The following is a 21601-nucleotide window of genomic DNA, read 5'->3' as shown; positions in this document are numbered from 1 at the left end:
CTAGGATTTGCTGTCGAACAGAAAATCATCGCAGGCCTGCCACACCAGCGCCCGGTAGGCCTCTCCCTCTTTAACCAGGTGATGGCGCGCCCCCGGAATCAACACCTCGCTCAACTGCCGATATTTCTTGCGCAACACCGGCAAATTGTAGCGCCAGTCTACGGTCTCATCGGCATCGCCCTGAATAATCAGCACCTCGGTATCCGTCGAGGGCAGCTTCTCAAACCAGGGCAACCATTTACGCAAGGCACCCACCCAGTCCAACGGCAAAATACGCGGCTGCAGGGGATCCCGCTCGCGCAAGAATTCAAGAAATGCCTGATCGTCGGAATTATCGGCAAAGCGCCGGGGCAAACTGCTCATAAACAGTCGCACAAAGGGGTAGACCAAGCTGCCACTGCGCCAACCACAGGGGCGCACCAGCGGCGCCAGCAGCACCACTTTGGCAAAATCCTCACCGCCCCCGTCCAACAGGTGCGAGCCCAGCACCGCACAACCGGTACTTTGTCCGATGGCGATCTGTGTGGTCGGCAGGTTGAAACCGCCGACCTCCCCCAGAACTCCCACCAATGCCTGCCGATAACGCTGAAAGCTGTCTATCGACGCCCGCTCACCGGATGACAGGCCGTGCCCGGGAAGGTCAAAGGCCACCACGGAACACTCATGGCGCAGGCAATACTCAATAACATTATTGAACAGGCCAACATGGTCGTAGTAACCGTGAACCACCACCGCCGTGTATCTGGCACCGGGCAAACTGAAAACCTGGGTCGCAAGCCGATCCTGCCCGACCTCTACATAACCGATGTAATGGCGCAGTCCGTCATAGTCCTTTTCGTAATCGATACCGTAATAGGCGCAATACTCCCCCAACCAGGGCAGGCTGTTAACGGTGCTTTCAGTAGACAGGGGCAGTAATTCAGGGAGGGCGGTTTGATCGACACGTTCAGGCCAGTACATACAACTTCCATTGACTCATTATTGGATTTCGCTGACCTAGTATAGCCGGGATGGCAGTTTGAAGTTGGCGGGAATTAGCCGGCAGGCGTCAGTTGCCGCAAGCGAACCGCGAATAGGTCTGGCGCTTTACTTGCGAGTTGGGAAAAGTGGTGGGAATAAAGGAGGGGGGGGGGAAGTCTACTGCGCCGAAATACGCTGGAGTAAAAAGCGGCACAGCAGCGCTCAAAGACGCCGCTGTGCCCGCAGGATTACTTGATTTTGGGATCAAGACGCCCTGATTCGTACTCACCGAACATGGCCTCAAGGCTGATCGGCTTGATCTTGCTTGCATTACCCGCCGCGCCAAACGCTTCGTAGCGGGCGATACAGATATTCTTCATCTCGGTAATGGTTTCTTTCAGGTATTTGCGCGGATCAAACTCGCTGGGGTTCTGCACCATAAAGCGGCGAATAGCACCCGTGGAGGCCAGACGCAGATCGGTGTCGATATTCACCTTTCGCACACCGTATTTAATGCCTTCGGCGATTTGCTCAACAGGCACACCGTAAGTTTCGGGAATCTCGCCGCCAAACTCGTTAATGATCGCCAACCAGTCCTGGGGCACACTGGAACTGCCGTGCATCACCAAATGGGTGTCGGGAATCCGCGCGTGGATCGCCTTGATACGGTCGATGGCCAGAATATCTCCCGTGGGTGGACGGGTAAATTTGTAGGCGCCGTGGCTGGTGCCACAGGCGATTGCCAGCGCATCAACATGGGTTCTGGCAACAAAGTCCGCCGCTTCTTCGGGGTCGGTCAGCATCTGGTCGTGGGACAGGGTGCCCTCTGCGCCAACGCCGTCTTCTTCACCGGCCTGCCCGGTCTCCAGCGAACCCAGGCAACCCAGTTCCCCCTCCACCGACACGCCACAGGCGTGGGCCATATCGACCACGGTGCGAGTCACGTTTACGTTGTAGTCGTAATCGGCGGGGGTTTTGCCGTCTTCACGCAACGAGCCGTCCATCATTACCGAGCTAAAACCCAGCTGGATAGAGCGCTGGCACACCGCAGGGCTGGTGCCGTGATCCTGGTGCATCACCACGGGAATCTCGGGGAATTCCTCAATGGCCGCCAGAATCATGTGACGCAGAAAGGGCGCGCCGGCATACTTTCGCGCGCCGGCTGAGGCCTGCATGATGACCGGGCTATTGGTGGCGCGGGCCGCTTCCATGATAGCGCGGGTCTGCTCCAGGTTATTGACGTTGAAAGCCGGCACGCCGTATCCATATTCGGCGGCGTGATCCAGCATTTGACGCATGCTGATAAGTGCCATAGTTGATAATCCTTTCGCTGTAATTTAAGTCGCTGATTTGTCGTCGCTAAAACTCGTTACTCGACGCCGGGCGCAATCTTTGCCCGGCACCGCCTGTTAACCGTTTGCCCGGGATTCCAGTATCGCCACTGCGGGCAACACTTTACCTTCAACATATTCGAGGAAGGCGCCACCACCGGTGGAGATATACGACACCTGATCGGCAATACCAAATTGGTCTACCGCAGCCAGGGTGTCACCACCCCCGGCTATCGAGAAGGCGGTAGACTCGGCAATCGCCTTGGCGATTTCTTCGGTGCCGTCGGCAAACTGTGGAAACTCAAATACGCCAACCGGGCCATTCCAGATAATCGTGCCCGCCGTGCGCAGGATTTCTGCCAAGACCGCCGCAGAAACCGGGCCGATGTCAAAAATCATATCATCATCGCCGACGTTTTCCGCCGGACGCAGGGTGGCGGGCTCGTTTTCGTCGAACTTCTTGCCTGTCACCACATCGCTGGGCAGGGGAATATCACACTTTTCCATCAATGCCTTGGCCGCCGGAATCAGGTCTTCCTCATACAGCGACTTACCCACGTTGTGGCCCGCGGCGGCGAGGAAGGTATTGGCGATACCGCCCCCGACGATCAATTGATCGACCTTGTCAGACAGTGTTTCCAGCACGGTGAGCTTGGTTGACACCTTTGAGCCACCGACAATCGCCACCATTGGGCGAGCCGGGTTGGCCAGTGCTTTTTCCAGATTTTCCAGCTCGTCGGCCAACAGCGGCCCCGCACAAGCCACAGGCGCAAATTTGGCAACACCGTGGGTCGAGGCCTGGGCCCGGTGGGCGGTGCCGAAGGCATCCATAACAAAAATATCGCACAGCGCGGCATAGGCCTTCGCCAGCTCTTCATTGTCTTTCTTTTCACCGGCATTGAAGCGAACGTTTTCCAGCAACACCAACTCGCCATCGGCAACCTCAACCCCCTGCTGCCAATCGGCGACAAGCTTGACGGGCTGAGCCAGTGCCTCGGCCAGATAATCGGCTACGGGCTGAAGGGAGTACTGCTGCTCAAACTCGCCCTCGGTCGGACGCCCGAGGTGGGACATCACAATAACCTTGGCACCTTGCGCCAAAGCGTGGCGCAAGGTGGGCAGCGCCGCACGCAGGCGGGCATCCGAGCTCACTGCGCCATCTTTGATCGGTACGTTCAAATCCTCACGAATCAGCACCCGCTTACCGGCCAGTTCGAGATCACGCATTTTCAATACTTTCATAGTCACTTCCTGATGCTATTCCGTGGCCGCGGCCACATCCCGTTTTGAGTTACCCGGCAATGCACTGACGCCGCCGGGAAATTTAGTCCTGTAGCCAGTGCGCGGTGACATCAAGCATCCGCGACGCGTAGCCCCACTCGTTGTCGAACCACACAAACACACTGACCAGCTCATCGGCTACCCGCGTTTGCGCCAAATCGACAATACCGCTGCGCGGGTCGTGATTAAAATCACAGGAGGCCAGTGGCTCGTTACTTACCCCCAGCACCCCGGCGAGTCGACCACGGGTCGCCATTTGCAGGGCGGCATTCACTTCGCCGCTGCTCACTGTGGCCTGCACCGCCAGACTGAGTTCCATCGCTGACACATTATTGGTCGGAATACGCACTGCCCGCGCCGCAAAGCGACCATCCAGTTCCGGCAGTATACGCCCAATACCGGCGGCCAGGCCGGTGTCTACCGGTATCATCGACAGCCCCGCCGCTCGCGTCTTGCGCAGATCGGTGTGGTGGTAGGCGTCGAGCACCGGTTGGTCGTTCATCGCCGAATGGATTGTGGTAATACAACCCGAGCGCACCGTAAACGCCTTGTGCAACACATCGATCACCGGCGTAATGCAGTTGGTAGTGCACGACGCGTTGGAGATAATGCGCTGCTCGGCACTTAACTCAAGGTGATTCAAGCCGTAGACAATCGTGGGAATCGACGCCTCGCCGGGCTGGGACAGCATCACATGGCGGGCGCCGCGCTCCAGGTGCATTGCCAACTCAGGCTGGGTACTGAAATTACCACTGCACTCCAGCACCACGTCGATATTATGACGCCCCCAGTCTAGATCTTCGGCGCGTTCGTGGTGGCTTACAGCAATGGCATCGCCGTTGATATGCAAACTCGCGATGCCTTTTTCCACCGCGCCAACAAAGCGCCCGTGGGTACTGTCGTAGCGGGTGAGATGCACAATCGTGTCGAGATCCGCCGGTTCATTGATGGCGACAATGGCCATTCGGTCACGCAGCGGCGACTCGTACAGGGCGCGCAGTACACAGCGCCCGATGCGACCATAGCCATTTATCGCCAGTCGCAGCATCAGTCGAGAACTTCTTCTACAGCCTCAACAACCGCCGCGGCAGTAATGCCAAAGTACTCGAACAATTCGCCCGCCGGAGCAGATTCACCGAAGCTGTCCATGCCGACAATGCGACCATCGAGGCCGACAAACTTGTACCAGTAGTCCTTGTGGGCGGCTTCGACCGCCACCCGGGCCAACACACCGCTGGGCAATACCGACTCGCGGTAGTAGCCATCCTGGTTTTCAAACACGTCGACACTAGGCATGGACACTACCCGCACCCGACGCCCCTTTTCAGCCAGGGTCTGCTGGGCGGCCATCGCCAGCTTCACCTCGGAACCGGTGGCAATAATGATGGCTTCCGGTTCACCCTCGCAATCACTGAGGACGTAACCGCCCCGCGCCACCGCCGCCAATTGCGCACTGTTGCGCTGCTGATGGGGCAAGCCCTGACGGGTAAAGATCAATGCAGTGGGGCCGTCGGTGCGCTCGATGGCGGAGCGCCATGCCACGGCGGATTCCACCATATCGCAGGGCCGCCACAGCGACATATTCGGTGTGCCACGCAGCGAGGCAATCTGCTCAATCGGCTGATGGGTCGGGCCGTCTTCACCGAGACCAATCGAGTCGTGGGTATAGACGTGAATCGCGCGCTGTTTCATCAGCGCCGCCATACGCACCGCGTTGCGGGCATATTCCATAAATACCAGGAAGGTCGCGCCGTAGTTGATAAAGCCGCCGTGCAGGGCGATACCATTCATCATTGCCGACATGCCGAACTCACGCACACCGTAGTGCAGGTAGTTGCCGCTGGCGTCTTCAGCCGAGATGGGCTTGGAGCCCTGCCAGAAGGTCAGGTTGGACCCCGCCAGATCCGCCGAACCTCCGAGCAGCTCGGGCAGCATCTCACCATAGGCATCCAGGCACAGCTGCGATGCCTTACGGGTGGCAACTTCCTTGCCCTCATCCTGGCACTGGTTGATAAAGGCCGTTGCCCGCTCGGCGAAATCAGCGGGCAATTCATTGTTTACACGGCGTTCAAACTCGGCGCCCAACTCAGGGTAGGCCGCTTTATAGGCGGCGAGCTTGTCCTGCCATTGTTTCTCAGCAGCGGCGCCGGCCTCCCGGGCACTCCAGGCGGAGTAGACTTCTTCAGGCACCTCAAAGGCACCGTGGGGCCAGTTCAGCGCTTCCCGGGTCAGGGCGATTTCATCGTCACCCAACGGGGCACCGTGGCACTCCTCCTTGCCCTGCTTGTTCGGCGAGCCTTTACCAATAACGGTTTTGCAGCAGATCAGCGTCGGCTTGTTGGGCTCTGCGCGACCGGCTTCTATGGCACGGGCGATGGCCGCACTGTCGTGACCGTCTACCGCGGGGATAACCTGCCAACCGTAGGCTTCAAAGCGGGCCGGGGTGTCATCACTGAACCATCCCTCAACCTCGCCGTCGATGGAAATACCGTTGTCATCATAAAAGGCAATTAATTTACCCAGCCCCAGCGTGCCCGCGAGCGAGCAAACTTCGTGGGAGATGCCCTCCATCATGCAGCCATCGCCCAGGAAGGTGTAGGTGTAGTGATCAACAATGGCGTGGTCGTCGCGGTTGAACTGGGCCGCCAATACTTTTTCAGCAACCGCCATACCCACTGCGTTGGCCAAACCCTGCCCCAGTGGCCCGGTGGTGGTTTCAACACCGGGGGTGTAGCCATACTCCGGGTGACCAGGGGTCTTGCTGTGCAGCTGACGGAAATTTTGCAGGTCTTCAATAGACAGTTCGTAGCCAGTGAGATGCAGCAGGGAGTATATGAGCATGGAGCCATGCCCATTGGACAGCACAAAACGGTCGCGGTTGGGCCATTCAGGGTTGGCGGGATTATGTTGCATATAGTCCCGCCACAGAACCTCAGCAATATCGGCCATCCCCATCGGTGCGCCGGGGTGACCGGATTTAGCCTTTTGAACGGCGTCCATACTTAAAGCGCGGATAGCATTAGCGAGATCGCTACGTGAAGGCATTGAGGGCTCCTGAAAGTCGGTGGCAGCAAAGAGGGGCGTATTTTCCCCTACCCGGCGCGATACAGCAAACATCTCGACCGTGAAAATGGCCGCACGCTGGAGCCTATGACACATTTAATTGCCAAACTATCGCTCAAACCGAAGAAAAAGCACCACCGACTTGCACCCTTCCGCACGGACAGGGAGAATTAAGTCTCAAGGAATGACTCAGGCCAGCACATTCATGTTTAACAACATTCTTATCGTTTGCATCGGCAACATCTGCCGCAGCCCCAGCGCCGAATACCTTCTTAAACAAAAACTTGGCAACAAACCCCAGATTGTGGTGCATTCTGCCGGACTCGGCGCCCTGGTGGACAAGCCGGTAGACCCCACCGCCGCGACCCTGCTCAGTGAACACGGCATCGATTGCAGCGCTCACGCCGCCCGCCAGCTCACCCGCGACATGCTGGTAAACGCTGACCTGATTCTGGCGATGGAGAGTCGTCATATAAAAGGCATTAACGACCTCGCCCCGCAGGTGGGCGGCAAAACTTTCCTGCTCGGCAAGTGGTCAAAGGGCCAGGAGGTTCCCGACCCCTACAAGAAAAGCCGGGAGGCCTTCGACCACGTGTATAACCTGCTGGACCAATTTACCGACGACTGGGTGAAATATCTGTAAACCCTGCAGCAACACGCTGTGACGAATTTCCGATTTTATCCCCCGCCATTCGACCTATCGCCGAAGTTACTGTAACGTTACCGGCAATTCACCGAAATACACGACCTGGAACTAAAGGGACTTAGCATGATAAAGCCTCATCTCGCTGTCATTGTCGCCGGCGCCTTCGCCCTCGCCACTGGCTGCACCAACACCCACGTAGCCAACAGCGAGCAGATTGAACTTCAGGCCCAGCAGCAGGCCAGCGCCACCGAAATCACCCCGGAAGACGCCCTGACCCAGGCCACTGAGCTCTACACCCAGGCCACTGCCCAGGAACTGATGTTTTACGCCCCCTCCCATATGGAAAAGGCCAGAGACAAGCTGGACACCGCACGTAAAATCCTGAAAAAAATGGAAACCCCGGAGGACAAGATTGCGGTGACCGGTGCCGCCTTCGCCGCCAAAAAGTTGGTTGAGGACGCCCACGCCAACAAGACCAAGGTCGAAACCCAGCTCAGTCGCGTGCTGGATCATCGAAAAGTGTTGCTGGAACTGAAAACCGACACCATTCATCCCAAGCTCTACCGCAAGGCGGTCAACAAACTTGAAGACCTGATTCGCGACATCGAGGGAGGCCTGCTGGCAAAAGCCAAGGACGACGAGGCCGACGTGCTGGAATACTACGCCGAGGTGGAGGCCGAAACCCTGAAGACCACCCACCTGGATATCGCCATCGACAAGCTGGACGAAGCGGAATCCATTGACGCTGACGACTTCGCTGAGGCCACCTTTGAAAAAGCCGAGGCGGCCATAGAGTTCGCCGAGGACTTTATACGCAAGAACTACCGCGACCGGGAAGGCGTCGTGCGGGTCACCCACAATGCCTATGTCGCCGCCCAGCGCGCTTACTATGTGGGCCAGGAAGCGGCGAAACTGGTTGAATTGAACAGGGAAAAAGCCGAGCAGTACGCCCTCTATGTGGAGTCACTGCTGCAAACCATCAATGAGCAGGCCAACATCCCCGACCTGCAAAGCCAGTCGTTTATGGCCCAGGCTCGCGCGCTGTCCAAGGCCATTTCGCCCCCCACTGCCAGCGTCGTCGCTACACCGCCTCCACAGCCTGCTGCTCCGGCCGCCACCCAAAGCCAGCCCACCATCAGCTGGGAAAACGCCGACGAGGAATAGCGCAGCAAAAACACTGGTCAGCGGCAGCGAAAAGGCGCATTCTGGAATGCATGTAATGTAGCGCCTTTTCGCGCACCGTGTGCCGCCAGCAAAACGCGTGCACCAGGAGATGTAATGAGAACCCGACTCAGCATCACTGGACTCACAACCCTCATTGCCAGCGCAGCTTTGTTGGCAGATACCTCGACACACGCTGGCGAGGGCACCCACTACGACTATCAAGGCGGCGGCCACTGTAGTTTCCCGACGCCCCGGCACGTAATGACCGCAGCGATGAACGCCACTGACTATCAGGGCTCAGCGGCCTGCGGCGGACTGGTTGTCGTCACCAATACCGACAACGACCTCAGCGTGGTGGTACGCATCGACGACGAATGCCCCGAATGCGCTCCCGGTGATATCGACCTTGATCGCCGTGCTTTCACCACCATCGCTCCGGCCGTGACCGGACGAATCCCCATCCGCTGGCATTATGTCTCCAACGATCACGGCGGCAAGCCAACTCTCTATTTCAAAGAGGGCTCCAGCCAGTGGTGGACAGCGGTGCAGGTGCGCAACCATCGCTACCCCATCGCTCAACTGGCATACCGTTCGGCAGGCCGAGGTGCCTATCAGCCCCTGCCGCGGGAGCCGTATAACTATTTCATAGCCCACAGCGGCATGGGCCGCGGCCCCTACGACTTTCGCCTTACTGACTTCACCGGACTCACCGCAGAGCTGCACGGTGTCACACTCCAACCCGGGGCGGACGTCAGCCCCAAACAGATCGTGGAGAGCGACTCCGCCCCCTGACATCCTCTCGGACGACCATCTTATTCATTTCGCCATTGGCAGTTCGAGTTTGGTCCAGGCGCTCATGCCGCCGAGCAGGTTATACACCTGTCTGTAACCGGCCCGCTGCAGGATACTGATCCCGATACCGGCGCGGTGCCCCACGCCACAGGTCACCACCACGGGGCAACCCCGTTTCAAAGCCAAATGCTCCAGCCTTGACTCCAGCTCGCCAACAAAACAATGGAGCGCACCGGGAATATGCCCCCCGTCAAACTCATCAACCTCGCGCACATCCAACAGCTGGTAGTCATCGAGATTGACCGATAGTTCTCGAGGAGAAAGCGTGGCGGCGCGCTGGATACCCCTGCCGGAGCTGCGCCAGCGACCAAACCCGCCGGCAAGGCCCGCCCGCACCTTGTCTATACCGATGCGGGACAAGTGCATCGCCGCAGTGTCGACATCCCCCTCTCTGTCGGTGGCCAGATAAACAGGGCTGTGTTCATCGCCCAGCCAACCGCCGAAAACCGGCAGACCGCCCAGCCAGATACTGTAACTCTCGGCAATATGTCCGCCGGCATATGCTTCCGGCTCGCGGGTATCAATCACCAGCTCGCCCTCACTTTCTTCGGCAAACCCCTCAACACCCAGTAATTCAACCACCCCGGGAGCGATCACTGGCGGCAACCCTCCCTGCAGATTCACCTTCTCCATATGCCGAAAGAAAGGCGGGCGGGACAAACGCTCTCCGCCTTTCTTTCAAGCAAAGTCCTCACGGGAAAGGGTAAACACCTCGTTGTAGCCCTTCTCATCACCAAGGGTGGAATAGGGCCGCTCTGCCATACCACTGCCGCACACAGAGCCGGGACCATGGGCGGGCAGCACCAGCGCACGGTCGCCAAGCCCGGCAATTTTATTATGCACCGAGTCGTAGAGCAGGCCCGCATTGTCTACCGACCGCTCCGCGTCGGGCAGATCAGTACGCCCAGTGGTTCCAAAGAACAGGGTATCGCCGGTAAATACACACCAGGGGGATTGCTCATTCTCGGGCGCATAGACGGCGTAACACATGCTTTCCGGTGTGTGCCCCGGCGTGTGCAGGGCCTTCACCGTTAGCTTACCCACCGAGAAACTCTCACCGTCTTTCAAACGAATGTCGCCGTGGCCAAATAGCTCGTGTTCGCCATTAGCAACCTCGGCTCCGGTGCGCTCGGCCAGGTGGGCACTGCCCATAACAAAATCTTCCTGGCGATGGGTTTCAATAACATAGCGAATTCGACTGCCGAGCTGTCGCGCGGCCGTGAGGTAGTCATCAATATCACGGCGCGGATCGACAATTGCCGCTTCACCGCCATCGGCAATCAGATAGGCATAGTGGGCTATACCAGGGGTTTCAATTCCATACGTCCTCCCAGAATAATAAGCAGCGGCCCACACAGGTCCGCCCCGGTCGCAACGCCGACACATTCGGCGTCACCCTCCCCCTCCGTATATCAATTTTTCCTCACACCGGCCGCGCGGAAAGAAGCCCTATAGCCCCAGCCAGATACCTCCCGCGACCACCATGTACAAGGCCAGCGCAACAAGGGCCACCAGACCGTCGCGGAACACCAGCGCCAGACCAAACATCGTCAACACCAGCCCGGCCGCCGTAGCAGAGAACGGCAGCAACTCCATTAATGGCATCGATATGGAAATAAGCAGACAGACCAGGGCGATCACCACGCTGCCTTTGCGATTGGTTAAGCGAGACAGTCGTGGCTGCATCACCCGATCCACCCGCTCGGCCGGCCCGCGCAACCCACTCAGCACCTTGACCACGGTGCGCTGATCCAGCGACCGGCGCATCAGCCAGGCGGGAATATAAACCTGACGCCAACCCAGCAATAACTGCAGCGCGACCAAAATCACCAACAGCGCCAGCAGGGTTGGCACCCCTGGCACACCACTCAAGGGCGACAAAATCACCAAGCCAACAATGAGCAACAACGGACCGAAGGAGCGACGGCCAACCGCATCGACCACCACACCAACAGACACCCGCTCCCGGCGCTTCACCGACGATTGCAAACCGTCTATCAATTCGCTCAGGCTTCCAGTATCAGCCTCCATCACGCCCCCATTACATCCACAACAGCATCAGCGCCATAGCAATCATTCCCAAATCCTCCGTCAGGGTAACTGTGCTGAGAGGTACATCCAGCACCGAGCCCATACACGGGCAATTGATATCCAAACCCCGCCGCAGGGCCGACACCACACCGACGGCACTAAAACCCAGCAACAGCAGCGTCAGTACATAGGTCAGGGTCGGCGCAAAAAAGCCGAGATAGGCCAATCCCAAAAACAACTCAAGGTAGGGATAGAGATAGGCATAAGGACGCCATCGATGGGCAAGCAAATCGTACATGGCAAAACCATCGGCAAAAGCGCCGGGATGGAACAACTTCAACATGGCGAAGACGCATAAAAACACCCCCATCGCCCCATGCATCCAGCCGACCATGCCAGGGAGAAAAGACCGGGACACCGCATAGCCCACCGCTGCCGACACCAGAATGAGCACCAGCAAGGGCCGATAATCGGACAAATGCTTGCCACGATCCTCCGCCTGTTTTTTGAAATCAGGTGTAGTCGCCACAACAACCTCCCATAGAGCTCACAATTCTCACCGCCGAATGCCCTGCTCACGAAAATCGGTGCATAAAACCAACTGCCTACCGCCTAAGCAGTGACATCGTTTTAGTAAGGGACAGAGAGATATTGGGGGAGTTCAACCGAGCCTCAGTTGAAAAAGCGGTACAATAATTGCCTTTGTCGAGCGCAAGTAAAGGCCCTTCAATAGAAAGGAATTAAATGCCATCAATGACTATAGAAGACCTACATTTTCCGGCGATGACCTGAGCAGTGACAGACCTCTTCAAAAAGCTGCCACTAAAACGAGTCGCTATCTATGCAACATAGAAACTAATGCCGTGCGGCTATGGACACCGAATTTTTTATAGATGCGGCGTAAATGATTTTCCACTGTATAGTAGGAAAGTGAAAGCACCTCCGCAATTTCCTTGTTGCTACGCCCCTGGAGCACTTCGCAAATAACCTGCTGCTCTCTTTTGGTGGCCCGGGCAAGCTCCCGCTGCAGCGAGCTGCCTTGATCTGATTTTCGAAAAGAGTCTACCGACTGCTCGATAATATAGTCACTGCTATAGTTAAGCCAATCCTCCATAGTCGCGAGCGCTCCATCCACACTGAGGTGTCGACGTTTTTCAGTGACCTGCATCCCGATAACCAAATGCAGGCTATTGGATAGCGAGTAAATCATGCTCGCGGTTTCCTGGTACCCGAAATTGCCCAGCCCCTGCCAATACAAGCTATCACTCCGTCTTTGCATCGTGTTCGACGGCACGATATTTTCTCTTATTTTAACGGCATAACAAGGAGTTACCTCGCGCCCCGCACCGGAAAGACCATTAAGAAATGAGTCATGTTTATGCAGCCGATGCCGATAGGCTTCCATTGCCTCAGCCCGCGTATTCTGCTGATGTAAAAAGAGAATATCGCCACCGTTTCGCTTGTCGTAAAGGAACAGGCTTATCCCATCTGCTCTACTCCGTCTCAGGACTTGCCGAGCAAAGCGAAAGTTAGCCACCTCAAAATCGTAATTATGCATTATCGATGCGCCATTCTATCGTTTATATTTATTAGAAATATCATCAGCTTAGCATAGGCGTTATCAAACAGGCCTTGAACAGCAACGGCGACACACCGGCCGCCTCGGTTAAGCGTAAATTGACTGGATTCCGTCTATTACCCCCCTATCATACGCATGCTATCGTTTCTTGCAAGATGGTGATCGAGGCGTTGCGCTTGAACGACCCTCTGTCCATGCCACGCATCCAGAATCGCGATTGATTCCTTTCTGAATGCAGCGCGAATAATAACGACCTCTACTGACATAACAATCAAAGGTCAATATCCATTTTCAATAGAGAAATCAAAGTATGCTGAAAAATCATAAAAAGCGTTATTGCTCCCTTTATTTACTTAGTGCTGCAATGACGCCCGGCACTGCTTTTTCCGCCCCTGTTCTAGAGGAGGTTATCGTCACGGCCAATAAGCGATCCGAAAACATCAATGATGTAGGCTTGTCGATATCGGCTGTCAGTGGCGAGCGAATGTCAGAACAAAAGCTCACCTCACTCGAAGAAATATCATCAGTAGTGCCGGGACTGGTATTTTCGTCAAGCGCATCGAATACACCGATTTTCACTCTCAGGGGGATTGGATTTAACGAACAGAGTCTCGGGGCATACCCTGCAACCAGCATGTATCTTGACGAGGCACCGATGCCATTTCCAGTATTGGCCAGCCACGCTGCACAGGACCTTGAGCGAGTAGAAGTTCTGAAAGGCCCGCAGGGAATACTGTTTGGTCAAAACTCTACCGGCGGAGCGATCAACTTTATTTCTTCAAAGCCCGGGGATGAGTTCGAGGCCGGCGGAGAGATCGGTATCGGTAACTACTCGCGAAGCGAAGTTAACGGTTACGTCAGCGGGCCCTTGAGCGACGCCCTCGGCGGACGCCTTTCATTCTCCAGTCTGGAAACGGGTGGCTGGCAAAAAAGTGCTAGCCGCAAAGACAAAAATGGTGAGGAAGAATATATTTCGGGCCGTATAATTTTGGAATTTTATCCCACAGACAACGCCCGCTACCTACTTAACGCCAATGCGTGGCAAGAAGATAGCGAGCCACAAGCCCAACAGTACGTCGCCTTTAATCCCGCTATCAAAACAGACGCCGCCACCGGCAATCCTCCTGGCACACTTGCAGCGATAGCAGCCCAGGAATTCAGCAGGGAAGATAATACGGCTGCAGATTGGTCCGCAGACTCCCCGCCTTACTCGAAGCGAGACTTTTACCAATTGGTGCTACGTGCAGACTGGGACCTTAATGACCAAATGACCTTGACCGCCCTGACGACTTATCAGGATTTCGAGCAGGAGCAGGCCACAGACGGCGACGGCCTTCCCTTGGTGCTTTTCGACCTAGCCCCCAGCACCGGTAAAATTGACACTTGGATCAGCGAGCTGCGCCTTGCATCAGTCGACGCGTCAATGAAATGGGTAATCGGCGCCAATTTTGAACAAAGCAACACCCAGGAAAACCAGGTGCTGCGTTATATCGACTCAACAAACTACACCGACCAAAATGCATATATAAACTCCAGTGGCATAGCGCTGGATCAGGATATCAACACTTTTGCTCTATTTGGCAATGTGGACTACAGCCTCAATGATGTGCTTACTATCAAGATTGGTAGTCGATATACAGACTCCAGCAATGAGGTGGAAAGCTGTAACTACGCTGCTGCCAATATGGCCGGCGCGATAGATGCGGGTGACGGCGCCAATGTCGCCACCTTATTCAACGCACTGGGAGATGCCTTCGGCACAACGCCCTTTACTCCCATTGGTGTAAACGACTGCTATACGTTGAATGAAAACTCAGTGCCTGGCGATGCCTACCGGGATAAATTAAATGAAGACAACCGATCCTGGCGCCTTGGCATCGACTACGCCCTTCTGGATGAAACCCTGCTTTATGCAAACATATCCAAAGGTTTTAAGTCCGGCAGCTACCCGGCGCTCGCAGCAGCTAACTTCTTCCAGCTAAACCCCGTTACTCAGGAATCCGTTCTCGCCTATGAGCTGGGTTTTAAACACGCCCTTGCCGGTAACTCAATCCAACTCAACGGTGCAGCATTTTACTACGACTACACCGACAAACAGCTACGGACCAAAGTACTCGACCCTATTTTCGGCTTTTTGGATCGCCTCGAGAATGTGCCCGAAACCGAAGTCTACGGATTGGAAGCTGACGCCACAGCGCAGCTGACTGAGCGACTGCGAATTTCGGCGGCGTTTACCTACCTTCAATCCGAGGTCAAACAGTATCAAGGTGCAAGCTTTACCAGTGAAGCTGTAAGCGATGGCAATGGATCGCTGGTATTGGCAACAGGCGAAGAAGATTTCTCCGGTGACCCGATACCTTTTACACCCGAGCTGACTTATATGATTGACCTGGAATACACCGCACCGCTGGCTTTGGGCGAAGAATGGTTTGTCGGGTTAAATCTTAACGGTCAGAGCGAATCAGACGCAGCATTTGGCGGCAGCAGGCTGAGCTACACCCAGGATCAACTCGATGCCGGCGCAAAGTCGACTACGCCCAGGTTTAATGAAATGGAAGGCTATCGCGTTGTTAATACACGACTAGGCTACCGCTCTGCCGACGGCCAGTGGCGCGTAACCCTGTGGGGTAAAAATATTCTCGATGAGTACTATACAACAAATGTTATCGCCTCCTCCGACACATCTGCGCGCTTTGTCGGCCGCCCGCGCACCTTCGGGCTAAGCCTTGGCTATACCTTTTAGGGCGTTAACCCTCTTACTTGCGGTATTAATATTTACATGCGAACCATAGCCAGCAGCCTTCGGCGATATATCGTCGGACTGGCTTCCACAATAAACATGACGCGGCGATAGCCGCCGGAGAACATCAACATGCCTGACCTGACAACAGAGTATATGACCGAAAACATCGAGAAATTGATCTCTAACCCGGACATCTACAAATGGAATCAAAGCTATTATTTTAATTTTTACGACCGTCATAAAAAAACAGGTGGCTTTTTCCGCATAGGTATACTTGAGAACGTTGGAGAGGTAAATTGCTTCGCGATTTTTTTCAGGGATGGAAAGCCACTCTTTACCCGTCTGAATATGAATTTACCCTACACAACGCAACGCCTTGACCCCGGCATTACGGTAGCCGGTATTACCATGAAGGCTACCAGGCCACAGCAAACCGCCACAGTAAAGGTGGAGACAGAGGATTTTTACGCCGAACTGGAGTGGGACCTTATACACCCAATGGGCGACAGTATTGCACTTAGCAAGAGCGGCGAAAACGATGCTATTGCAAAAGAACTTACCTATGTTCATCCGGAGGGTTTTTGCAATGTAAAAGGACAGATCAGGCTACGTAGCAACGAAACAATTGACATCAATGACAAAGGATTCCGTGACTTGAGCGTCGGCCCGCGCAACTGGACAGGCTTGATACACTATCGTCTCGCATGGCCAATATTTGACAACGGGGTAGGGTGTGTAGCGGTTCACGGAATCACCACCCAAGGCGACAGTTATCAGAAAATTTTGCACGATGGCGAATCCTGGCTAACTCTCGACAAGATTGAGGAAGTCATTACCTATGAAGACGATGACATCGGGTTCAAACAGGTGCACTGGAAGGTCTGGGACGAGAAGGGGCGCTTGTGGGACTTTACTGGAAAGCCACTGTTTCGTTGGATGTTCCCCTACGACTCCTTCATGTTTGTTGAGCAGATGATGGAGTACACCTTGGCCGACGGGACGAAAGGCTACGGCATGGCAGAGGGTGGTTTTAGCTTTCCCTGGCAGGGTAACGGCAACTGAGTCTTTATGACTCACGCCCCGGATTTGAGGTAGAAACAATGACAACACGAGCTTTACAACAGAATAACCATCGCCCCGATCTGATTGAGCCGCGAATGGCATACGTTCTTCAGCGTAAACTTCAACGCAGCAAGCTGGGGCCGTACCGACCCAAGACAGCAAGCGACATCGAGCAATCCTTAACACGCCTCCTCTCTGCACGGAGTATGTCCGATATTGCGATAAGCGGCGTAAAGCGAATGACGGGCGGGGCCTCCAAGGAACAATTTTTGTTTACCCTAACACATAAGGAGCAATCCAAGCCGCAACGCTACGTTCTACGAATGGATCCACTGGAAGGTATTGTCGAAACCTGCCGCTTGCGTGAGGCTGAATTACTTGAAGCCCTGGCAGGACATTTTCCGGTGCCGCCCATCCTAGCGGTAGATGGCGAGGGCGAATGGCTTGATAACCCCGGATTGATTACCGGCTTTGTCTCCGGGGTGACCAAGCCAACCGCCATGGACGGCCAGAGTGTTTCCGGCATTGGCTCAAGCTATGGCCACTACGCCGATATAATCGCCCCGCAGTTTCTCGACATTCTTGTGCGGCTGCACTCCTGGAAAGGTTGGCAGAACGCTGCTCTTCCCAACTATGTTATCCCCAAAGCCAACACCACCGAAGCTGCACTCTACCAGGTTAATCTTTGGTCTGAAATCTGGCGACTTGACGGCGTCGAGCCCGTGCCACTGATCACACTTACCGAACAGTGGTTGCGCGAAAATGCTCCCGTGTGTGCCGAGCCGTGCCTGGTGCACTGCGACTACCGAGTGGGCAACTTTATGTTTGAGGAACCCAGCGGCAGGATTACCACAATTCTGGACTGGGAGCTGGCCCATTTCGGCGATTTCCACGAAGACCTGTCGTGGATACTGCAAAAGTTATTCGGAAGCTGGAATGCTGAAGGAAAATTCCTGGTATGCGGCCTGATGGAACGGGAAAAATTTATCGCTGATTATCAGCGACTGTCAGGGCGAAGCATTCTTCCCGAAGTACTTCGCTATTACGAGGTTTTGAATGCCTGGAAATGCGCAATCATGGACCTTTCCAGTGCAATCATTGCCGGCCAAAGGAGTAACAATCACCAGGACCTGTTGATAACCTGGCTGGGGTCTGCAGGTGCTGTATTTCTTGACCAAATCGAAAAACTATTGCGTGAGGACACCAGCAATGCTGCCTGATATTACTACGAGAATAAACAACCTTAGTAAAGCGCTGGAAAGTGTCATCATACCGGCCATAGGCGAAGACGAGAGCTTTGCCGCTGAACAGGCCGCGCTAATGCTGGGACACCTCAAAATCCTCAACGAGCAATGGGACAATGCCTATCTCTACGAAAAAGGATCCTTTGACAACATGGCAGCACTGGCCCACACCCTGGTAAATCTGGCCAAAGGCGGCTCTCATAACCTGACCAAAGCTCAACACCTGGCTCATGCGCTCACCGAACTGCCCTGCGATTTGCCTCTTACCGTAACAGGGGTCAGCAAGCTAACAGCCCAGCTCGGTCAGGCGATCGACGAACTGGTTCGCAGTGCCTACGCAGCCGGTAGTACCGAGTTCAAGTCGGCGATGTTTAAGGAAATACTGAACTATAATCATTGCCAGTCTACCCGCGAACGAACGTGGTTTAAAAGCAACAATCTCGATCCTGATGTGCGGGACTTGCCGGATATGGACGAGATGCTCAATTCCTTCCTGTATATTTACAAGAATATCGAGGATTAGGACGTGGCCCTATCACCAAACCTCGAAAATCACAGAGTACGCGTACCGGCGTCACCCGTCCCGCTATTTCTGTTTTTACCTACGCAAATACCAAATAGACGATCATGCCCGTCGGCCGTATGCTGTCAGGGAATTGCGCCTGGCGCTGCAGATACATCACGGGCGCGAGCCGAGCGCCATCGCACATCAAACTGTGCCGTACACTAGCGCTTCCTTGACCGAACTCGGAAACCTCTGCAAGAGGTTTAACGCCCGGATCGACCTTAGCTTCGAGGTCGATCCGGGAAAACACCAAAAAGGCTGGTTGAATTTCACACCTGGCTGGTTGGGTTTCCGGAGCCCCTTGAGGGTTCCACCGATCCTGCGGAATCCATTACAGCCAAGGTGATCGCGAAAGCCAAATTCCGGGTAAAAAATGTAGACGAGTACTTCAACGCTCGACAGCCAAGAAAGTCGAACCAGCTTCTGGATGGACTTTTGGCGCCCGGCAAGGCGGAAAGAGCGCGATGTGCTGCACTACACAAGCGACTGAGAGCCTGCCTCCGAGCTCAGTGAGTGCTTTGGATAAACGCCGCAGGACACACCCCGACGGGTCGCATCATACGCTCAGACGTTGACCGCACCAGAGTTTAAAGATCCTTGACCACCTACCATTGAACGAAAAGACTATTCCGTTATTAATCAATGTCAAAATCAGCCCCCCACGCCCACGCCCACGCCCAATCACAATTTTCGATACACCAGCGGTGTTACACCTGCCCAATTTTTAAAAGCGCGTATAAACGCACTGGCGTCCGAAAACCCCAGGCGAAGTCCGATCTCCTCCACACTTAGACTGGATTGCTTTATATAGTGCATAGCCACATCTCGTCGGGTATCTTCCTTAATCTGCTTGAACGCATAGCCCTCTTTTTTAAGCCGACGGCGCAGTGTTTGCTCGGTCAAACCAAGGTAACTTGCTGCCTCATCCAAAAGAGGCAAGCCCCCTTCCTCTCGAAATAAACGCTCCATCCAAAGCCGTACTTTGACCGACACACGATTACTTTGCCGCGGCTGAGTCATAATCGCAGCGATGTGATGATCGAATAACTCACTTAATTCCTCACGAGTTCTAAAGTTGCCTTGCCGCAATGTAGCACCACTGAAATGCATCGCATTCCGTTTTTGACCGTAGTGAACCGGCGCACCGTAAAATAAAAAGCGGTGTTCACTACTGAAAGGCGGTTCCGAATCTACCAGCTCTACTCGCTCTATAGGCAAAAATTCGTTGGCCAGCCAGCAATGAAAACGATGACACCCCGTCATCAGGGACTCGATAATATAGCTATCCTTAATGCCTATGCTTTTTTGACCATTAAAGGCAATAAAACCACCGTTGCTGTCGAAAAAGGTGTGTGAATTCGCGCTACTGGACAGCCAATTAGTGGAATCGCGCCACGTTTGCATGGACTCCAATATGTTTCCACAGCTGAGCGAGGCCTTTGCCATAAGAGAAAAGGTGCCTATTGGTGAGGGTCTTGCCAGCAAGCCCACGGTCTCGTCCCGGAGCAGTTCGACCAGCGCCTGCGTTAAGCCGGCAAACGCCAAGGTCGATATTCTCAAGCGGGGATTACTGAGAATCTGAGGAGGAAGCCCCTGAGCCTGCAGTATTTCTTCAGGGTTATAGCCTTTAGCTATCGCGCCGTTCAGCGCCATACGTACATATACTGGTGATACTGTAGCCGCCTGCATAGCCGCCCCTCACAAACAATAAACCGTCAAAAACTCTAACACGAAATGTCAGAAAATGACGATTTTTTCGATAGCCTATGCCATGGCATCAGTCTTGTTTATTCCCCAAACTGCTCCACCTCAAGCCCGAATAAGGGCCGGGTAACGACAAAACGAGGAAGACAATGACAAATCACGCTTATATCTACGACGCAGTTCGTACCCCGCGAAGCAAGGGCAAAAAAGACGGCACTTTGCATGAGGTCAAGCCCATCGATCTTGGCGCAGGCTTACTTAAAGGCTTGCAAAGCCGCCATGATCTGGACACCTCCTACATCGATGACGTCGTCATGGGTTGTGTCAGCCCCGTTGGTGAGCAAGGGTCAGATATTGCCAAAATGATCGTGCAACGTGCTAATTGGGATGAGTCTGTCGCCGGCGTACAGCTGGATCGTTTCTGCGCATCCGGCCTCGAGGCCGTAAACTTTGCCGCACAAAAAATTGCCTCTGGCTGGGAAGACCTGGTCGTCGCGGGCGGCGTGGAATCAATGTCACGGGTGCCCATGGGCTCAAGCGGTGGCGCCATGGCCAGCGACCCTTCTTTCCAAATGGATAGCTCTTTCGTACCCCAGGGCATTGGCGCCGATGTTATCGCCAATCTTGACGGCTACAGCCGTGAAGACGTTGACGCCTTTGCATTGGAATCGCAACGTCGTGCCGCCCATGCGCGCGACAATGGCTATTTCGACCGCTCAGTACTGCCGGTTAAAGATAGCAACGGCCTGACTATTCTGGAAAAAGACGATTTCATTAAACCCAACAGCACAATGGAAGGCCTCGGCAGTCTAAAGCCGTCGTTTGACATGATGGGCAGCATTGGTTTTGATGACATCATTTTACGCAAGTACAACACCTTGCTCCGCGTAGAGCACGTACACACCCCAGGCAACTCCTCCGGTATCGTTGACGGTGCCTCTGCTGTGCTTATCGGTAGCGAAAAAGCAGGGAAGGATCTCGGGCTGACACCACGTGGGCGTATTGTATCCACTGCGGTACTGTCTACCTGCCCTATTATTATGCTGGCAGGCCCCGGCCCCGCCGCAAAAAAAGCCCTCGAAAAAGCCGGTTTGACCGCCTCGGACATCGATCTCTGGGAAATCAATGAGGCCTTCGCTTCGGTAGCCATGCGCTACATGAAAGACCTTGATATCAGCCACGAGGTCACCAACGTCAACGGCGGAGCCATCGCCATGGGTCACCCGCTGGGCGCGACCGGCGGCATGCTGGTCAGCACCATGCTCGACGAGCTGGAGCGCCGCAACCTTAAACGCGCCATGTTATCACTGTGCGTAGGCGGCGGTATGGGCATCGCTACCATCATCGAGCGGGTTTAAACGGCCTCGAACCGGCGA

The 21601-nt window shown here is 55.0% G+C and carries 19 protein-coding genes; 8 read left to right on the top strand and 11 right to left on the bottom strand.

The features are described 5' to 3' along the window. The 5 genes from HCU74_RS15145 to tkt all read right to left on the bottom strand — a co-directional run bounded on the left by HCU74_RS15145 (position 1) and on the right by tkt (position 6617). Positions 1 to 960, bottom strand: coding sequence for an alpha/beta hydrolase (locus HCU74_RS15145; protein ID WP_168451257.1), 960 nt, complete (start codon positions 958 to 960; stop codon positions 1 to 3). A 248-nt stretch (positions 961 to 1208) separates the two neighbouring features. Then, on the bottom strand, positions 1209 to 2273 hold the full coding sequence (fba, locus tag HCU74_RS15140; RefSeq protein WP_168451256.1) for a class II fructose-bisphosphate aldolase: 1065 nt from the start codon (positions 2271 to 2273) through the stop codon (positions 1209 to 1211). A gap of 96 nt (positions 2274 to 2369) precedes the next feature. Continuing rightward, positions 2370 to 3533 (bottom strand): phosphoglycerate kinase, encoded by a 1164-nt coding sequence (locus tag HCU74_RS15135; protein ID WP_168451255.1) that lies wholly within the window; start codon positions 3531 to 3533, stop codon positions 2370 to 2372. 82 nt (positions 3534 to 3615) lie between these two features. Further along, positions 3616 to 4620 carry a type I glyceraldehyde-3-phosphate dehydrogenase gene (locus HCU74_RS15130; protein ID WP_168451254.1) on the bottom strand — a complete coding sequence of 335 codons (1005 nt, stop codon included), beginning with the start codon at positions 4618 to 4620 and terminating at the stop codon, positions 3616 to 3618. After that, positions 4620 to 6617 (bottom strand): transketolase, encoded by a 1998-nt coding sequence (tkt, locus tag HCU74_RS15125; RefSeq protein WP_168451253.1) that lies wholly within the window; start codon positions 6615 to 6617, stop codon positions 4620 to 4622. The genes HCU74_RS15130 and tkt overlap by 1 nt, the downstream gene beginning before the upstream one ends. Before the next feature lie 223 nt (positions 6618 to 6840). Here tkt and HCU74_RS15120 point away from each other — a divergent pair, with 223 nt between their 5' ends. From HCU74_RS15120 to HCU74_RS15110, 3 genes are all read left to right on the top strand, one after another. Next, positions 6841 to 7278, top strand: a complete 438-nt coding sequence (locus HCU74_RS15120; RefSeq protein ID WP_168451252.1) for a low molecular weight protein-tyrosine-phosphatase — start codon at positions 6841 to 6843, stop codon at positions 7276 to 7278. Between the two features lie 126 nt (positions 7279 to 7404). Next, positions 7405 to 8445 (top strand): hypothetical protein, encoded by a 1041-nt coding sequence (locus HCU74_RS15115; protein ID WP_168451251.1) that lies wholly within the window; start codon positions 7405 to 7407, stop codon positions 8443 to 8445. Positions 8446 to 8559: 114 nt separating this feature from the next. Then, entirely contained in the window at positions 8560 to 9237 is a 678-nt protein-coding gene (locus HCU74_RS15110; protein WP_168451250.1) for an expansin EXLX1 family cellulose-binding protein, read from the top strand. 24 nt (positions 9238 to 9261) lie between these two features. On the opposite strand, the gene HCU74_RS19860 is transcribed toward HCU74_RS15110, so the two are convergent. The 5 genes from HCU74_RS19860 to HCU74_RS15090 all read right to left on the bottom strand — a co-directional run bounded on the left by HCU74_RS19860 (position 9262) and on the right by HCU74_RS15090 (position 12886). After that, positions 9262 to 9957, bottom strand: a complete 696-nt coding sequence (locus HCU74_RS19860) for a rhodanese-like domain-containing protein (protein WP_210425306.1) — start codon at positions 9955 to 9957, stop codon at positions 9262 to 9264. Between the two features lie 18 nt (positions 9958 to 9975). Continuing rightward, entirely contained in the window at positions 9976 to 10653 is a 678-nt protein-coding gene (locus HCU74_RS19855) for an MBL fold metallo-hydrolase (protein ID WP_210425305.1), read from the bottom strand. A gap of 93 nt (positions 10654 to 10746) precedes the next feature. After that, a complete protein-coding gene (locus tag HCU74_RS15100; protein WP_168451249.1) occupies positions 10747 to 11328 on the bottom strand; it encodes an exopolysaccharide biosynthesis protein in 582 nt (193 codons plus the stop codon). Between the two features lie 10 nt (positions 11329 to 11338). After that, entirely contained in the window at positions 11339 to 11857 is a 519-nt protein-coding gene (locus HCU74_RS15095) for a MauE/DoxX family redox-associated membrane protein (RefSeq protein WP_210425304.1), read from the bottom strand. 306 nt (positions 11858 to 12163) lie between these two features. Beyond that, entirely contained in the window at positions 12164 to 12886 is a 723-nt protein-coding gene (locus HCU74_RS15090) for a response regulator transcription factor (RefSeq protein WP_168451248.1), read from the bottom strand. Between the two features lie 331 nt (positions 12887 to 13217). On the opposite strand from HCU74_RS15090, the gene HCU74_RS15085 reads away from it, so the two are divergent. The 4 genes from HCU74_RS15085 (at position 13218) to HCU74_RS15070 (ending at position 18479) form a co-directional block, all read left to right on the top strand. Continuing rightward, on the top strand, positions 13218 to 15650 hold the full coding sequence (locus HCU74_RS15085) for a TonB-dependent receptor domain-containing protein (RefSeq protein ID WP_168451247.1): 2433 nt from the start codon (positions 13218 to 13220) through the stop codon (positions 15648 to 15650). Between the two features lie 129 nt (positions 15651 to 15779). Beyond that, positions 15780 to 16712 (top strand): DUF7064 domain-containing protein, encoded by a 933-nt coding sequence (locus tag HCU74_RS15080; protein WP_168451246.1) that lies wholly within the window; start codon positions 15780 to 15782, stop codon positions 16710 to 16712. Between the two features lie 38 nt (positions 16713 to 16750). Next, positions 16751 to 17932 carry a phosphotransferase gene (locus tag HCU74_RS15075; RefSeq protein ID WP_168451245.1) on the top strand — a complete coding sequence of 394 codons (1182 nt, stop codon included), beginning with the start codon at positions 16751 to 16753 and terminating at the stop codon, positions 17930 to 17932. Beyond that, positions 17922 to 18479, top strand: a complete 558-nt coding sequence (locus HCU74_RS15070; protein ID WP_168451244.1) for a hypothetical protein — start codon at positions 17922 to 17924, stop codon at positions 18477 to 18479. The genes HCU74_RS15075 and HCU74_RS15070 overlap by 11 nt, the downstream gene beginning before the upstream one ends. 723 nt (positions 18480 to 19202) lie before the next feature. On the opposite strand, the gene HCU74_RS15065 is transcribed toward HCU74_RS15070, so the two are convergent. After that, positions 19203 to 20210, bottom strand: coding sequence for an AraC family transcriptional regulator (locus HCU74_RS15065; RefSeq protein WP_168451243.1), 1008 nt, complete (start codon positions 20208 to 20210; stop codon positions 19203 to 19205). Positions 20211 to 20374: 164 nt separating this feature from the next. On the opposite strand from HCU74_RS15065, the gene HCU74_RS15060 reads away from it, so the two are divergent. Then, the gene (locus HCU74_RS15060; protein ID WP_168451242.1) at positions 20375 to 21583 is read left to right on the top strand and encodes an acetyl-CoA C-acetyltransferase; all 1209 of its coding nucleotides are present in this window, start codon (positions 20375 to 20377) and stop codon (positions 21581 to 21583) included. Positions 21584 to 21601 lie beyond the last annotated feature (18 nt).

The sequence above is a fragment of the Spongiibacter thalassae genome, assembly GCF_012272835.1.
In the GTDB taxonomy this organism is placed as follows: Bacteria; Pseudomonadota; Gammaproteobacteria; order Pseudomonadales; family Spongiibacteraceae; genus Spongiibacter; species Spongiibacter thalassae.
The sequence above is the reverse complement of the archived record's forward strand: the minus strand, read 5'-3'. Positions and strand labels throughout refer to the sequence as shown.

Coding starts and splice junctions, on each gene's coding strand:
- HCU74_RS15145 (WP_168451257.1), bottom strand. CDS start 960: ATGTACTGGCCTGAACGTGTCGATCAAACCGCCCTCCCTGAATTACTG.
- fba (WP_168451256.1), bottom strand. CDS start 2,273: ATGGCACTTATCAGCATGCGTCAAATGCTGGATCACGCCGCCGAATAT.
- HCU74_RS15135 (WP_168451255.1), bottom strand. CDS start 3,533: ATGAAAGTATTGAAAATGCGTGATCTCGAACTGGCCGGTAAGCGGGTG.
- HCU74_RS15130 (WP_168451254.1), bottom strand. CDS start 4,620: ATGCTGCGACTGGCGATAAATGGCTATGGTCGCATCGGGCGCTGTGTA.
- tkt (WP_168451253.1), bottom strand. CDS start 6,617: ATGCCTTCACGTAGCGATCTCGCTAATGCTATCCGCGCTTTAAGTATG.
- HCU74_RS15120 (WP_168451252.1), top strand. CDS start 6,841: ATGTTTAACAACATTCTTATCGTTTGCATCGGCAACATCTGCCGCAGC.
- HCU74_RS15115 (WP_168451251.1), top strand. CDS start 7,405: ATGATAAAGCCTCATCTCGCTGTCATTGTCGCCGGCGCCTTCGCCCTC.
- HCU74_RS15110 (WP_168451250.1), top strand. CDS start 8,560: ATGAGAACCCGACTCAGCATCACTGGACTCACAACCCTCATTGCCAGC.
- HCU74_RS15100 (WP_168451249.1), bottom strand. CDS start 11,328: ATGGAGGCTGATACTGGAAGCCTGAGCGAATTGATAGACGGTTTGCAA.
- HCU74_RS15090 (WP_168451248.1), bottom strand. CDS start 12,886: ATGCATAATTACGATTTTGAGGTGGCTAACTTTCGCTTTGCTCGGCAA.
- HCU74_RS15085 (WP_168451247.1), top strand. CDS start 13,218: ATGCTGAAAAATCATAAAAAGCGTTATTGCTCCCTTTATTTACTTAGT.
- HCU74_RS15080 (WP_168451246.1), top strand. CDS start 15,780: ATGCCTGACCTGACAACAGAGTATATGACCGAAAACATCGAGAAATTG.
- HCU74_RS15075 (WP_168451245.1), top strand. CDS start 16,751: ATGACAACACGAGCTTTACAACAGAATAACCATCGCCCCGATCTGATT.
- HCU74_RS15070 (WP_168451244.1), top strand. CDS start 17,922: ATGCTGCCTGATATTACTACGAGAATAAACAACCTTAGTAAAGCGCTG.
- HCU74_RS15065 (WP_168451243.1), bottom strand. CDS start 20,210: ATGCAGGCGGCTACAGTATCACCAGTATATGTACGTATGGCGCTGAAC.
- HCU74_RS15060 (WP_168451242.1), top strand. CDS start 20,375: ATGACAAATCACGCTTATATCTACGACGCAGTTCGTACCCCGCGAAGC.